The organism is Streptomyces phyllanthi, from assembly GCF_009377205.1.
Taxonomy (GTDB): domain Bacteria; phylum Actinomycetota; class Actinomycetes; order Streptomycetales; family Streptomycetaceae; genus Streptomyces; species Streptomyces phyllanthi.
Window position 1 is genome coordinate 22476 of record NZ_VJZE01000005.1, and the last position, 12993, is coordinate 35468.

Here is a 12993-nt window from a genome sequence, read left to right on the forward strand (position 1 = left end):
CCCTGTCCGAATGTCCTGTCAATGGCTTGGTGTCGTGAGATTCACGGGTCACCGGGCAAGAACCTGCCGGTCCGGGTCAGAGCAGCCGACGATGACGCAGGCCGGCGTGAACCCGCTCGGGCATCAGAGCTCGCGGTGACGCCCAGGCGATGGAGCATCGTCGTGAACCATCCAGCCTTGACGCTTGACGGCGCCAGTACCCGCGACTTTCCCGTGGTCGGCCGGCCAGGTCCGAGCCCGTAGCTCCGGAGCTGCGCCGACGAAGTGCAGGGGCGTGGCGGAGTGCGGCCGGCGCCGACCGAGGCGCGTGGTGGCGTGGCCGCAGCCTGTCTATGACCAGGTGGCCGTGTACTCCTTGATCCTCTCTCGCATGAACACCGACGATTCCCTGGCTCGTTCCTCCCAGGCGAAGACGCATGCCGTGAGAGTGCCGTCGAAGCCGTTCGCGTTCAGTTCACGGAAGAGCTCGTCGAAGTCGACCTCACCCTCGCCCATGTTCAGGTGCTGGTGGATGCGCGCGGGGGTGCCGGGCGGGTTGAGAATGTATCGGTTGCCGGAGGACGCGGTGTGGTCGAAGGCGTCGGCCAGGTGGACGTGGGTGAGCAGGTCTCCTGCGTGCTTGATGATGCCGGGGGCGTCGTTGCCGATGTGGAAGGTGTGCGGGGCGCAGTACAGGAACGACACGTGGGGGTGGTTGATGCCGCGGATGAAGTTGATCGCGTCGTAGCCGTTCTCGATGAAGTCGTCGGGGTGCGGCTCCAGTGCGAGGTGGACGCCCTCGCGTTCGAACAGCGGCAGCAGGTCGTCCATCGACCGCCAGAACTGGGCCTCGCTCTTGTCGGGCTCCTCGGGGCGGCCGTTGAACTCGGAGATCATGCTGGTGACGCCGAGGTCGGCGGTGATCTGGATGGCCCGCTTCCAGTACCGTACGGCAGCCTGCCGGGCGTCCTCGTCCGGTCCCGACCAGCGGAACAGCGGCAGCACGGAGGAGATGCCGACGCCCGCGGACTCCAGGGCCTTGCGGAACTTGGCCACCGTGGCGTCGTCGACGCGCGGGTGCCGGAAGAACGGGATGAAGTCCTCCCGCGGGGAGAGTTCGATCCACTCGTAGCCCAGCTCGGCCACGACGGCGGGTAGTTCGAGCAGCGGTACGTCGCGGATCATGTAGGGATCGAGTGCGATCTTCATCTGGATCTCCCGGTGGGGTGGCGAGGGGCGGTCGGTACGGTGCCCACGGCCGGGTCCGGCCATGGGCACCGACCACTTGTGAGGCTGGGTCCCTGCCGGTCGGCGGGTACCCTTCGCGGCGGACTCGGCGACCTGCCCGATGATGGACTTGTCGACGTAGGCGGCCAGGTCGGTACCGGCTGCTTGCCGCCGCCCAAGGAGTTGCCGTTGTTCTTGTGGGGCCACAGGGTGTGGAGGCCCCGTTGGGCCCGGGCTGGGCGGTGAGCCGGTGCCGACCCGGTGGGACGGGCAGGCCGAGCCTGCCGTCTCGGTGCCGGCCTGCTTGGCCAGTGAGCGGTTAAAGCGTTTTAAGTGCTGGTACTATCGGCCGCCTTACGGACGCATGTCAAGGGTGTTGCCGCAATCGAACGGGAGATCATATGGACGAGCTCGGCTCCGCTCCCCCCGGGGGTGGCAACGGCGCGACTCCACGCCCGCGACTGGAGGACGTTGCCGCACGCGTCGGCCTGTCCACGGCGTCGGTGTCGCTGGTGCTGCGCAACATTCCCGGGCCCAGCGAGCGCACCCGGCAGCGCGTCCTGAAGGCGGCCGCCGAACTCGGCTACCGCCCCGACCGCACTGCCAGCGCCCTGGCCAGCAGGCGCAGCCGGCTGCTCGGCGTCATGGTCGACGTCCACAGCGCCTTCCAGGCCGAGCTGGTCGAGCATCTCCACACGGCTGCCGAGGGGGTCGGCTACGACCTCGTCCTGAGTACCCAGACCCGGACCCGCGACGAGAACACGGCGGTCGAGACGCTGCTGGCCTTCCGCTGCGAGGCGCTGATCCTCCTCGGCCCGGTGGCCCCCGCCTCCGTCCTCGCCGACCTCGACCGCAGGGCGCCCGTCGTCTGCGTGGGGCGTCGGATCACCGGCGCCGATCTCGACGTCGTCCGCAGCGCCGACGACAACGGAGTCGGTCAGATCGTCGACCACCTGGTGAGTCTCGGTCACCGCGCGATCGCCTACGTCGACGGCGGCAAGGGTGTCATCGCCACCGACCGGCGCCGTGGCTACCGGGGCGCCATGCGCCGCCACGGTCTCGACGGGCAGATCAGGGTCCTCCACGGGGACCTCACCGAGGAGGCCGGGGAGAAGGCCGCCCGGCACCTCCTCGACAGCGGCGACCTGCCGACCGCCGTCGTGGCGTACAACGACCGGAGTGCCATCGGCCTGCTCACCGCCTTCCGGGGGGCCGGCGTCGACGTTCCCGGCGTCGTGTCCATCGCCGGATACGACGACGACACCCTGTCCCGGCTGAGCTGCTTCCGCCTCACCACCGTCAGCCAGGAAGCCGAGGAGCAGGCCCGGCAGGCGGTGACGGCCGTCGTCGAGCGCCTCGACGGGAGTCGTACCGCGCCCCGCGAGATCGTCCTTACCCCGTCCCTGGTCGTGCGGGAGACCACGACGAAGCCGCGCTGATCGCCTCGAACCACTCCGTGTCGGGCGGTCCTCGCGCGCTCCTGGTCGCCCTGGCCGAGCGGGCGCGACGGGCATCGGGTCGAGGCGGCTTGTGAACCGCGAGGCGTAGTCGCTCGACGGCGAACGTGTGGTCCATGCATCTTTCATGGATGGATCCCGGCAGGGCGTGCATTCGTGAGCAGACTCTTGACACTCGCGTGAAACACAAGCATGCTCTGCGCACCGCTTAAAGCGATTTAAACAAGTAACGGAGCGTACGAGTCCCCGTTGTCGTGAGCGGCGTCGGGGACCCCACGGCAAGCCGCCCCGGCGTAACGGTTCAGGTCGCACTGCAGCCCTGCCGAATGCACGGCCGGCGGCATGGCCGACCACGACACACCCGTCACCGAGGATCCTCCATGCCCGGGGCGCAGCCCCCTCCCCTGCTCGGCTGCGCCCCGTCATCCCCGATGACGCACCGCAGCACCACGGCAGACAGTTCATCCGCCATGCCCCCCGCCCTGGCATCGCACGAAGGAGTAACCAGCACATGGAACGCAAGCAGTCCCGGCGACCGCTCGGTCGCCGTCTTTCCAGAAGAGCTCTGACCGCAGTGAGCCTGCTTGCCGTGACTGCGGCCGCGGTGACCGGATGCGCCAGCGGCAAAGCCTCGAGCGGCGACGGGGGGCAGTCGACGGCGCCGGCCGGCGACGGATCGAACTCCGGCACGAAGAGCAACGGCAAGAACTCCATCTACGTCATCGGCGGCAAGTCCGACGACCCGTTCTGGTCCACGGTCAAGCGTGGTGTCGAGGACGCGACGAAGCTGGTGAAGGCGGGTGGCGGCAAGGTCACCTACCTCGGCCCGCAGAACTACGACAACCTCGGCCCGGACGTCGCCAAGCTGACGCAGACCGCCATATCGCAGAACCCGTCGGCGATCCTCGTACCGGACTGGGTGCCCGAGAACCAGGACTCCGCGATCAAGGCGGCCGTGGCCAAGGGCATCCAGGTGTTCATCTACAACTCGGGTGGCATCGACGCGGCCAAGCGGGTCGGCGCCGTGAAGTACATCGGGTCGGACGACTACGAGGCGGGCAAGGCCGGCGGCGCCAAGTTCGCCGAGGCGGGCGCCAAGAAGGTCCTGTGCGTCAACACCGTGCCCGGCTCCGCCAACCAGGAGGCCCGCTGCAAGGGCATCAAGGACGGCGCCGAGAGCAAGGGCGCCAACTCCAAGCAGCTCCCGCTGCCCTCGTCCAACTTCGGCAACCCGTCCGCCGTCACGCAGGCGATCAAGGGCGCGTTGCTGAAGGACACCAGCATCGACGCCGTGGTGACGATCGGTGTCGGGGACGCCGACAGCGCCGCCGCCGCGATCAAGCAGGCCGGCGTCGGCGACAAGGTCAAGCTGGGGACCTTCGACCTCTCGCAGAGCCAGCTCGACCGGATCAAGGCCGGCAACCAGCTGTTCGCCATCGACCAGCAGCCGTATCTGCAGGGCTTCTACGTCGTGTCGATCGCCAACCAGTACCTGTCCTACGGCGTGCTCCCGCCGCAGAACCCGATCCTGACCGGCCCGCTCCTGGTCACCGAGGACAACGTCGACGCGGCGATCTCCGGTACCAAGGCCGGCGTTCGCTGACCCATCCCAAGGTGCCGGGTCCTGCCCGGGCCCGGCACCTCTCCGTGAACCTCCCCGCCTCGCACCACATCCAGATCCACGAAGGTGACAGCATTCCGATGACAACCTCACTTCCCGACAGAACGGCTGAGAAAGAGACCGCCGTCGTCGCTCCGAAGCAGTCCGAGAGCCCGCTGGGGCAACTGCGACATCGCCCCGAGGTCGGCGCGCTCATCGGAACGATCAGCGTCTTCGTCTTCTTCGCGATCTTCGGCGGTGATAAGTTCCTCGCCCCGGCGGGAGCGGCGAGCTGGCTGAACATCGCCGCGGAGCTCGGCATCATCGCCATCCCCGTCGGGCTGCTGATGATCGCCGGTGAGCTCGATGTATCCGTGGGTTCGGTACTGGCCGGCAGCTCGATGACGCTGGCCATCGTCTCCGGCCACTGGGGCGCTCCGATGATCGTCGGCATCCTCTGCGCGCTCGGGCTCGGGCTGCTGACCGGCCTGCTCAACGGGATCCTCGTCACGCGCACCAACGTTCACTCACTCGTCGTCACGCTGGCCACGCTGTCCGGCCTGGCCGGTCTCACCCTCGGCCTGTCCCGCGTCGCGACCGGCACCACGAGCGTCCCAGTCAGCCCCGACCCGCTGTCGAAGTCGCTGTTCGGCCAGCTCATCGGCGGCCAGTTCGAGGTCGCGATCTTCTGGTGGCTCGGCATCGCGGTCCTGGTCACGGTGATGCTGCAGATGATGAAGTACGGCAACTGGATCTTCGCCATCGGCGGTGACAAGGAGAGCGCCCGCGCCACCGGCATCCCGGTCGACAGGGTGAAGATCGCCCTCTACATGGCCAGCGGGTTCGGCGCCGCCCTGGTCGGCGTCATCCAGACCATCCTCTACAACGGCGCGCAGGTCGCCAACGGCCAGTCCTTCGTCTTCAACTCCATCATCGCCGTGGTCATCGGCGGCGTCCTGCTCACCGGTGGATACGGCTCCGTCGTCGGTGTCGTGCTGGGAACGCTGACGTTCGCCATCGTCAACCAGGGCATCTACTACACCGGTTGGAACTCCGACTGGGCCAGCCTGATCCTCGGCATCCTCATCCTCGCGGCGGTGCTGATGAACAACACCTTCCGCCGGCTCGCCCTGTCCTACAAGCCCCGCACCGCGAAGAAGGCATGACCATGACCGCACCCGTGCTCCGCCTGGACGGCGTCAGCAAGTCCTTCCTCGGCACCAACGCGCTGCAGGACATCTCCCTCGAGGTGGACGCCGGAAAGGTGCTCTGCCTGCTCGGCGACAACGGCGCCGGCAAGTCGACCCTCATCAAGATCCTCTCCGGGTTCCACAAGCCCACCACCGGCGCCATCGAGGTGGGCGGCGAACCGGTCGTCTTCGACAGCCCCCGCGACGCCAGCGCCAGGGGCATCGCCACCGTGCACCAGTTCGGCGGCACCTTTCCGCTGATGGGCGTCGGGCGCTGCTTCTTCGTCGGCGCCGAACCCACCAAGGGCTTCGGCCCGTTCAAGTTGTTCGACAAGAAGCTCGCCGGGGAGATCGCCGTACGGGAGATGCAGTCCCTGGGCATCACCCGCGTCACCGACGGCAACCGGCTCGTGGGCAGCCTGTCCGGCGGTGAGCGCCAGGCCTTGGCCATCGCGCGCGCCGTCTACTTCGGCGCCAACGTCCTCATCCTCGACGAGCCCACCGCGGCCCTCGGCGTCAAGGAGGCGGCCCACGTCCTGCGGATCGTCATGCAGGCCCGTGCCAAGGGTGTCGCGGTCATCCTCGTCACCCACAACGTCCGCCACGCCATGATGGTCGGCGACCACTTCGCCGTCCTCATCCGCGGGCAGAAGGCCGACGACTTCCGCAAGGGCGAACGCACCCGTGAGGAGATCACCGACCTGATGGCCGGTGGCGAGGCCATGGCCGACCTGGAAGCCGAGCTGGCACAGTTGCAGGCCCACGCCTGATCGCTTGTCCCACGTCTCGTTGTGTGCGCCCGCGCTGTACTGGCGGGCGCACACAAGCCGTGAGACCAGTGCCGTGAGAAGCAGGCGAGAGTTCACTCGCACAGCGCGCTGCTCCGTCATGCGCTGGGCGTCATGCATGGCGGGAAGTACGCCCGGGTGTGCAGTTGCAGCCGAGGCGGTCCAGCGCGACGGCACGTCTTGGGATGGGACAGGGGAAAAGGCCATCCCCGTTCCACTGGAACGGGGATGGCCCGCCGGCTCCCAAGCCCTGTGGGCGAACTCTCCTTGGCCGGGAGACTTTCAGGGTGAGGCAGGGGCGGCTGTCGAGGATCCGGCGCCGATCGCGCGGAGCCATGTGTCGACCCCGCGCGACGGCCTTGTGGCAGAGGCCGGTCAGGCCGGCCCGCTGGGCGCTCTGCCGGGCATCATGCGTCGAGTTCTCTGGTGATGCGGTCGAGCATGAACGCGGAGGATTCGCGGGCGCGTTCCTCCCAGGCGAAGACGCAGGGGGAGTACGGAGGACAGCTGGACGCCGTGGGTGCGCAGGGACTTCTTCAGCGCGGCGACGCGTTCGTCGTCCGCCCGCGGTGCGGGAAGAACGGCATGAAGTCATCGCGCGGGGACAACTCGATGTACTCGTAGCCGAGTTCCGCGACCGTACGCACCATGTCGTCCATCGGCAGGGTGCGGAGCATGTACGGGTCGAGGGCGATCTTCACGCGGTGCCTCCGTAGAAAGCGGGGCGGGGCTTCATGTCGGTGGCGACGATGCGGCCCGACTGCCGGGCTTCGACGGTGGCGTTGGAGATGACGGTCGCGGCGTAGCCGTCCCAGGCAGAGGGGCCGGTGGGCTCGACGCCCGCCGCCAGGTTTGCGATCCACTCACGGAACTCGGTGTCGAAGGCGTCCACGAAGCGGCCCACCCAGTCCGTGAGGACCACCGTGCTGTGCTGCCCGGCGGTGCGGACGCCGACGGCGGCCGGGTCGGGCAGCCGTACGAGGCCCTCCTCACCGACGGTCTCGCACTGGATGTCGTAGCCGTACTGGCAGTTGACGAACATCTCCAGGTCGATACGGACACCCTTCGCGGTCTCGAAGAGCATGATCTGCGGGTCCTTGAGGTGGGCGAACCGCTTGCTCGTGGAGCGCGGGGTGACCACCTGGGCAGAGACGATCTCGTCGTCGAGCAGCCAGCGCAGTACATCGATCTCGTGGACCGCTGAGTCGAGCGCGGCCATGTCGCTGTGGTACGACTCCGGCACGGTCGGGTTGCGGTGAGCACAGTGCACCACGAGCGGTTCACCGATACGGCCGGAGTCGATGACCTGCTTCATCTGCCGGTAGCCCTGGTCGTAGCGGCGCATGAAGCCCACCTGGACGAGACGCCTGCCGTGCGTCATCTCGGCCTCCACGATCCTGAGGCAGTCCTCGGCGGTCGTGGCGAGCGGCTTCTCGCAGAAGACCGGCTTGCCCGCCGCGATCGCGGTCAGCACGTGCTCCGCGTGGGTGGGGCCCCAGGAGGTGACGACCACCGCGTCGACGTCGTTCGCCGCGATCAGTTCGCCGCCGTCCGCGCACACCCGGGCACCGACCCGGGCCGCTGCCACCTCGGCGCGCGCTGCGTCGATGTCGGTGACCGCGGTGACCTGGGCGCCGGTGACGATTTCGGTGAGGCGGCGGATGTGGTCCCGGCCGATCCAGCCGGCTCCGATCACTCCTACGCGCACAGTCATGGGGGTTCCTTTCTGGGCCTTCGGGAGCATGGGTCCCGGGACGCGGAGCGTTTCACGCTGAGCTCGGCCTCGGCCCGCTGCTCGGGCGGACCTGCTTGAGGACAGTCAGCGCATCCCTGGGTTGTTCAGGCAACGTGGGGTCGGGGGAAGGCGGCAGGCGGTCGTGTGTGCATTCCGCTGGTTTCCCTTCGCCTCGTGCTGACCCCGGGGATGTGAGGGGGCGGTGACAATCTCGTTTAGAACGCTTTAATAGTGCGCTCTAGAGTGAGTACGATGGCCGCCAGGTAAATGTCATGTCAATGGCTTGTCGCTACGAGATTTTCGCCAGGCGCGTGCCGAGGCCCTGCGTGGCCATGGTCGCGGAAGGAGGGTGCGCCGCATGGATGCGTCGAGCGGGGCGCCCCGACGGCGGGCGTTGTTCCGGAAGCAGGAGTGTCGCACGCTGTCATCTCGGTCGCCCTCCGTGACCGGCGGGGAGTCGGCCGGGAGGTCGGGGGGCGAGCGCTGTCGTTTCGTGGCGCGAACAGGTCGATATGGTCGACGGCCTGCGTGGACGCCGTTGTGGAGCTGTGATCCTTCCGGGCTGATCCCCGTTGTCCGTCGGCTCCGGCGGACTGGATTCCCGCCCAGTCGCCGTCTCGGTCGGCCGACGGGTGCGCGGTCTGCTGAGGGCGTCCGGTCGGGTGTGCGGCACGGACCGGGGGCTCGCGCCTCTCCCGTACGACTTGGCGGTGTGGTGGAACACGCCTCGACGTTCGACCTTTTTTGTCTGTATTTTCGCAATTCCGTCAGTCGCTGGCGCCCCGTAGGGCACTGATGCCCGGGGCAGCTGATCTTGGTGCCCGGATGTACCGGACTTTGTTGCGCCCTGTCAGCTGATGAGCGCCTCGTTGGCCGGCGAGCTCCCAGAAACCCCGATGATTCAGAAACCCCGATGACGCCTGCCGGATACGGCAACGATTGTGGAGGCATGCCCATGCTCGAAGACGGCGTACGAACTTCGCCCCTCGTGGCGGTGCCGCCGGACATCGCGGGACCTCACAGGAAGCGGCTCGGCCTGATCGCCGTCGTCGCCACCTTCGGCGGACTTCTGTTCGGCTACGACACGGGCGTCATCAACGGCGCGCTGGCACCGATGAAGGAGGATCTCGGACTGACCGCCTTCACGGAGGGCTTTGTGGTCAGCATTCTGATCTTCGGTGCCGCGTTCGGCGCCCTGATCGGCGGTCGGCTCGCCGACGCCTACGGTCGTCGGCACAACATCCTGATGCTCGCGGGTATCTTCACGGTCGGTACGCTGGGCTGCGTCGTCGCTCCCGACTGGGAAGTGCTGGCGCTCTTCCGGTTCGTCCTGGGCCTCGCGGTGGGTGGCGCCTCGGCCACCGTTCCGGTCTACCTCGCTGAGGTCTCTCCCGCCGAGCGGCGCGGCAGCCTGGTGACGCGCAACGAGGTCATGATCGTCTGGGGCCAGTTCGCTGCGTTCGTCGTCAACGCCCTCATCTTCAACATCTGGGGAGAACACGACAGCGTCTGGCGCTACATGCTCGTGGTCGCCGTACTCCCCGCCTTCGCCCTGTTCTTCGGCATGCTGCGGATGCCGGAGAGCCCGCGGTGGCTGATCTCCCAGGGGCGGGAGGCAGAGGCCCTCAAGGTTCTCAAGCAGATCCGCAGCCCCGAACGCGCCGTCGCGGAGATGGCCGAGGTGCATGCACTCGCCGAGGAAGAGAAGGAAGCCCAGACGGGCGGTTGGGCGGACCTGTCCGTGCCGTGGATCCGCAGGCTGCTCCTGATCGGTATCGGGCTGGGCGTGTTCCAGCAGTTCACCGGCATCAACTCGATCATGTACTACGGCAGTCAGCTGCTCGAGGACGCCGGGTTCTCCGCCAAGGCCGCCATCATCGCCAACACGGCCAACGGCCTGTTCAGTGTCCTCGGCGTCACCGTCGGCATTCTGATCATGAACAAGATCGACCGCCGCAAGATGCTGCTCGGCGGATTCGTCCTGACGACGTCTTTCCACATCCTCGTCGGTCTGTCGGCGACGCTCCTGCCGGACAGCACCGTCAAGCCGTACATCATCCTGCTGTTCGTGATCTGCTTCGTGTTCTCCATGCAGGGCACGATCGGGCCTCTGGTCTGGCTGCTGCTGGCGGAGATCTTCCCGCTCAAGATCCGCAGTTTCGCCATGGGCATGTGTGTGTTCATGCTCTGGATCGCCAACGCCGGCGTTGCATTCGGCTTCCCGCCCGTCGTCAGCGCACTGGGCATCGCCCCCACGTTCTTCATCTTCGCCGGACTCGGTGTAGCCGCCCTGCTGTTCATCCACACGATGGTGCCCGAGACCCGGGGCAGGTCCCTGGAAGAGTTCGAAGACGAGTTCCGGGCCCAGCACGCCTGACCACCATCAGCCAACTCGCCGATTGGTCACCCCATGTCAGTCATGGTCGCTGTTTCAGACAGTCCAGAGGGCGCGGTCGCCCTGGCCGCCGGTGTCGCCGAGGCCGACCAGCTCGACACCGACCTGATCATCGTCAATCTGTCCCTCACGGAAGTGGACACCTCGTTGGTCCCGGCCACGCTCAACTTCAAGATCGTCGACCGTAAGGGCAGGGACGACCGGGACCCGGCCGACGCCGTCCTCGATGAAATCCGGGACCACGCCGTCGACCGCCTCGTGATCGGTATCAAGCGCCGCTCACCGGTCGGCAAGGCGTTTCTGGGCAGCATCAGCCAGCGGCTGCTGCTGGACTCCCCGGTCCCGGTCGTGGCGGTGAAGCTGGGCATGCGGGACGCCTGACCCCGCAGCCACCGCCTGTCCCGCCCCTGGCAGGCATCGGCTTCCCTGCCCGTCGTGGCCACCAACAGCACCGGACAGCGTCTTCGCCGCCGGCACAGAACAGCCCTGGGTCGCGAGAGCGCGCCGGTGGCCGGCGGGCTGCTGCCTGCGGGAGGGATGGGGCGCGGTCAGCGGTACCGCATCCGGGCCTGGCGCGGGATGGTGCCGAACTCGCCGGTCTGGAAGTCGCGGAGGGCCTGCTGGATCTCGGCCTGGGTGTTCATGACCATGGGTCCGCCCATGGCGACGGGCTGCCGGATGGGCGGGCCGCTGAAGGTCAGGCCCGCCCCCACTCGTCGTGCCAGGCGCTTCGCAGCTGGCGTGCCGGCTTGCCGCTCCGGGGCGGTGAGTGGAGGGGTGTCGGCGCTGGAGGCGGCCGGGAACCGGCACCGTGCGGGTCATCGTGACCTAGGGCCACCTCATACGGCGTACGGACCTACGGCGTACGGACCTACGGCGTACGGACCTACGGCGTACGGACCTACGGCGTACGGAACCCGCGGAAAGTCACATGCCTGCGGCTCTCGAAGCCGAGTCGTTCGTACAGGGCGATCGCGGCGGTGTTCGTCTCCGCCACATGCAGGAAGGGGCGTTCGTTCCGGGCCAGGACGCGTGCGGCGACCGCGCTCACCAGGCGGACGGCATGGCCCTGCCCGCGTGCCTCGGGTGCTGTGCAGACGGCGCTGATCTCGCTCCACCCCGGAGGCCGGAGCCGTTCGCCCGCCATGGCCACCAGTCGCCCGTCGGCGCGGATGCCGAGATAGGTGCCGAGTTCGTGGGTGCGCGGCCAGAACGGTCCCGGCCGGGTCCGCGCGACGAGGTCGAGCATCTCGGGCACATCGGCCGGACCCAGTTCGACCACGCTGTCGGTATCCGCATGGACGGGTCGGTCGCTGGGCCGGATCATCTGCCGGCCTTCCAGGACGAAGGCCGGCTCCCAGTCCGACGGCGGGGTCGCTGGGCAGCTGAACATGTCGGCGAACGCGCCTCGACCGAGCAGTTGGGCGAGATCGTCCCAGTCCGCCGAGTCCGCAGCGGGGGACACCGCCGAGAAGGTCGCGACGTTCGGCAAGTACGTGGCAGCGCAGCCGAGTCGACGGGCGACGCCTGAGTGGTGCCCGCGCAGCGACTCGCCCACCGGGTCGTCGAGTACGGCGGTGTCCGCGCTCGTCATTGTGCTGTGCCTTTCTCGGACCGTCTCGTGGACCCGGATATGCCTTGGCGGCGACGTGAATTCCTGAGAATGAATCCGCTTGGCGGCGTCAGAGTAATGGAGGGATAACCTCCGTCAATCGCCGGTGCCCTCGTCGGAAAGCTGGGTGAGAGCCGTGACGAAGTCCTCCAGATCAGCTGCGAGAGCGGTGCCATTGTCCCAGACGGCCTCATAGGCGATCTCCACGGGGTCTCCGGCCCGGACGAGGGGACGGGAGCCGCCGTGGTCCCGGGTGATTTTGGACTGGGGCAGCAGCGCGGCGCCCACGCCCATCCGCGCCCACTCGTCCAGCACGCGGTAGTTGGAGGCCTCGCCGGGGTAGGTGCGCAGCGCCAGATCGTGGCTGCGGAACAGTTCGGTCGTGAAGGTGGTCAGTCCGCAGCTGTCCGGTACGAGGATGTAGGCGGCGTCGGCCGCTGCCCGCAACTCGACCGGGCCCTCGGTCCGCGAGTCGGCCGGGTCGATCACGACGACCGGTTCGCGGGCGATGACGCGATGCCGGAACGTGGGCATGGCCTGCACGGCCGGCACTAGGAGGACATCCAGGAGTCCTGCCCGGAGGTCCTCACGCAGGTGTGTGAGATCCGCCTCACGCAGGACCAGGTCGCGCGGGCGGTCCAGGTTGCGGGCGGCGTCGAAGGCCCGGGCGACGAGGTCGGCCCCGATCAGCGGGGAGACGCCCATGCGGATCGTGTCGGGCGTCGGCAGCGCCAGCCGCCGGGCCTCGGCGACGACCGCGTCCAGGGCGTCGAGGGCCTGGACGATCATGGGCAGGATCTGTGTGCCGTCCGCGGTCGGCCTCACCCCGCGCGGCGAGCGCTCGAACAGCGTCACGCCGAGCTCCTGCTCCAGTCGCGCGATGCCGTTGGACAGAGCGGGCTGGGTGACGCCGTAGGCCCGGGCGGCCGCACTGAACGACTTCGTCGTGGAGACGGCCCGGGCGTAGCGCAGCCCCTCGATGTTCATGCTGCTCTCCTCGTTGCTATAGC

At 68.2% G+C, this 12993-nt stretch carries 11 protein-coding genes and 1 pseudogene; 6 read left to right on the forward strand and 6 right to left on the reverse strand.

Annotated features, from left to right (window positions below; all coding sequences use genetic code 11):
* Positions 1-330: 330 nt before the first annotated feature.
* Positions 331-1188 (reverse strand): sugar phosphate isomerase/epimerase family protein, encoded by an 858-nt coding sequence (locus FNH04_RS01810; RefSeq protein ID WP_152779612.1) that lies wholly within the window; start codon positions 1186-1188, stop codon positions 331-333.
* Between the two features lie 419 nt (positions 1189-1607).
* Here FNH04_RS01810 and FNH04_RS01815 point away from each other — a divergent pair, with 419 nt between their 5' ends.
* The 4 genes from FNH04_RS01815 (at position 1608) to FNH04_RS01830 (ending at position 6223) form a co-directional block, all read left to right on the forward strand.
* A complete protein-coding gene (locus FNH04_RS01815; protein WP_152779614.1) occupies positions 1608-2645 on the forward strand; it encodes a LacI family DNA-binding transcriptional regulator in 1038 nt (345 codons plus the stop codon).
* Positions 2646-3252: 607 nt separating this feature from the next.
* Positions 3253-4266 (forward strand): sugar ABC transporter substrate-binding protein, encoded by a 1014-nt coding sequence (locus FNH04_RS01820; protein ID WP_322722401.1) that lies wholly within the window; start codon positions 3253-3255, stop codon positions 4264-4266.
* A 98-nt stretch (positions 4267-4364) separates the two neighbouring features.
* Entirely contained in the window at positions 4365-5429 is a 1065-nt protein-coding gene (locus FNH04_RS01825; RefSeq protein WP_152779618.1) for an ABC transporter permease, read from the forward strand.
* Between the two features lie 2 nt (positions 5430-5431).
* Entirely contained in the window at positions 5432-6223 is a 792-nt protein-coding gene (locus tag FNH04_RS01830; protein WP_152779620.1) for an ATP-binding cassette domain-containing protein, read from the forward strand.
* 504 nt (positions 6224-6727) lie between these two features.
* On the opposite strand, the pseudogene FNH04_RS01835 reads toward FNH04_RS01830, so the two are convergent.
* A pseudogene (locus tag FNH04_RS01835) lies at positions 6728-6942 on the reverse strand (sugar phosphate isomerase/epimerase); the annotation flags it as partial.
* Positions 6939-7955 (reverse strand): Gfo/Idh/MocA family protein, encoded by a 1017-nt coding sequence (locus tag FNH04_RS01840; RefSeq protein ID WP_152779622.1) that lies wholly within the window; start codon positions 7953-7955, stop codon positions 6939-6941. The gene FNH04_RS01840 and the pseudogene FNH04_RS01835, both read right to left, overlap by 4 nt.
* Before the next feature lie 970 nt (positions 7956-8925).
* On the opposite strand from FNH04_RS01840, the gene FNH04_RS01845 reads away from it, so the two are divergent.
* On the forward strand, positions 8926-10353 hold the full coding sequence (locus tag FNH04_RS01845) for a sugar porter family MFS transporter (protein ID WP_228030977.1): 1428 nt from the start codon (positions 8926-8928) through the stop codon (positions 10351-10353).
* 42 nt (positions 10354-10395) lie between these two features.
* Complete coding sequence (locus FNH04_RS01850) at positions 10396-10752, forward strand: universal stress protein (RefSeq protein WP_228030978.1); 357 nt, start codon at positions 10396-10398, stop codon at positions 10750-10752.
* A gap of 167 nt (positions 10753-10919) precedes the next feature.
* Here the strand turns inward: FNH04_RS01850 and FNH04_RS01855 are convergent, their stop codons facing one another.
* The 3 genes from FNH04_RS01855 to FNH04_RS01865 form a co-directional block, all read right to left on the reverse strand.
* Positions 10920-11084, reverse strand: coding sequence for a pirin-like C-terminal cupin domain-containing protein (locus FNH04_RS01855; protein WP_322722406.1), 165 nt, complete (start codon positions 11082-11084; stop codon positions 10920-10922).
* Between the two features lie 188 nt (positions 11085-11272).
* Positions 11273-11965: a GNAT family N-acetyltransferase gene (locus FNH04_RS01860; protein WP_152779630.1), complete on the reverse strand. Its 693-nt coding sequence runs from the start codon at positions 11963-11965 to the stop codon at positions 11273-11275.
* A 114-nt stretch (positions 11966-12079) separates the two neighbouring features.
* A complete protein-coding gene (locus FNH04_RS01865) occupies positions 12080-12970 on the reverse strand; it encodes a LysR family transcriptional regulator (protein ID WP_152779632.1) in 891 nt (296 codons plus the stop codon).
* Positions 12971-12993: the final 23 nt, after the last annotated feature.